Annotated in this window: 1 protein-coding gene; it reads right to left on the reverse strand. The window is 35.1% G+C overall.

Annotation, left to right across the window (positions count from 1 at the left end):
- Positions 1–7 precede the first annotated feature (7 nt).
- Positions 8–472, reverse strand: coding sequence for an IS200/IS605 family transposase (gene tnpA, locus ADF68_RS08260; protein WP_049549394.1), 465 nt, complete (start codon positions 470–472; stop codon positions 8–10).
- Positions 473–571: the final 99 nt, after the last annotated feature.

Raw genomic sequence — 571 nt, forward strand, 5'->3', positions numbered from 1 at the left:
TTTAGTATTACTTACCACTATCCCTAAAGGGATCCTCATATTCTTTGACACTCAATTTATCTAAAGCAATATCTTTTCGCTCTTGTTCCTGAATGTATTTCTTTATTGTGGCTTCATTGAGGCCAACTGTACTCACATAATATCCCTCTGCCCAAAAATGTCGATTTCCAAACTTATATTTCAGATTTGCGTGTTTATCGAACATCATTAGAGCGCTTTTACCTTTTAAATATCCCATGAAACTTGAAATACTAATTCTAGGTGGAATACTTACCAACATATGAACATAATCTGGCATTAAATGGCCCTCGATAATCTCAACACCTTTATAACTACATAATCTATGGAATATTTCTCCCAAACTACTTCGATATTGATTATARATCACTTTTYGTCTATACTTAGGGGTGAACACAATGTGATATTTACACATCCATTTTGTGTGTGATAAACTATGTGCTTTTTGAGCCATATTTTTCTCCTTTCGCTTTACAATTGGCTTGAACACCTTAATTGTATCGCGTTTGGAGTTTTTTGGTATAACCTTCGATGCGCACCCGCATAGCGGGTG

The sequence above is a fragment of the Streptococcus pseudopneumoniae genome (assembly GCF_001068775.1).
Taxonomy (GTDB): Bacteria; Bacillota; Bacilli; order Lactobacillales; family Streptococcaceae; genus Streptococcus; species Streptococcus pseudopneumoniae_N.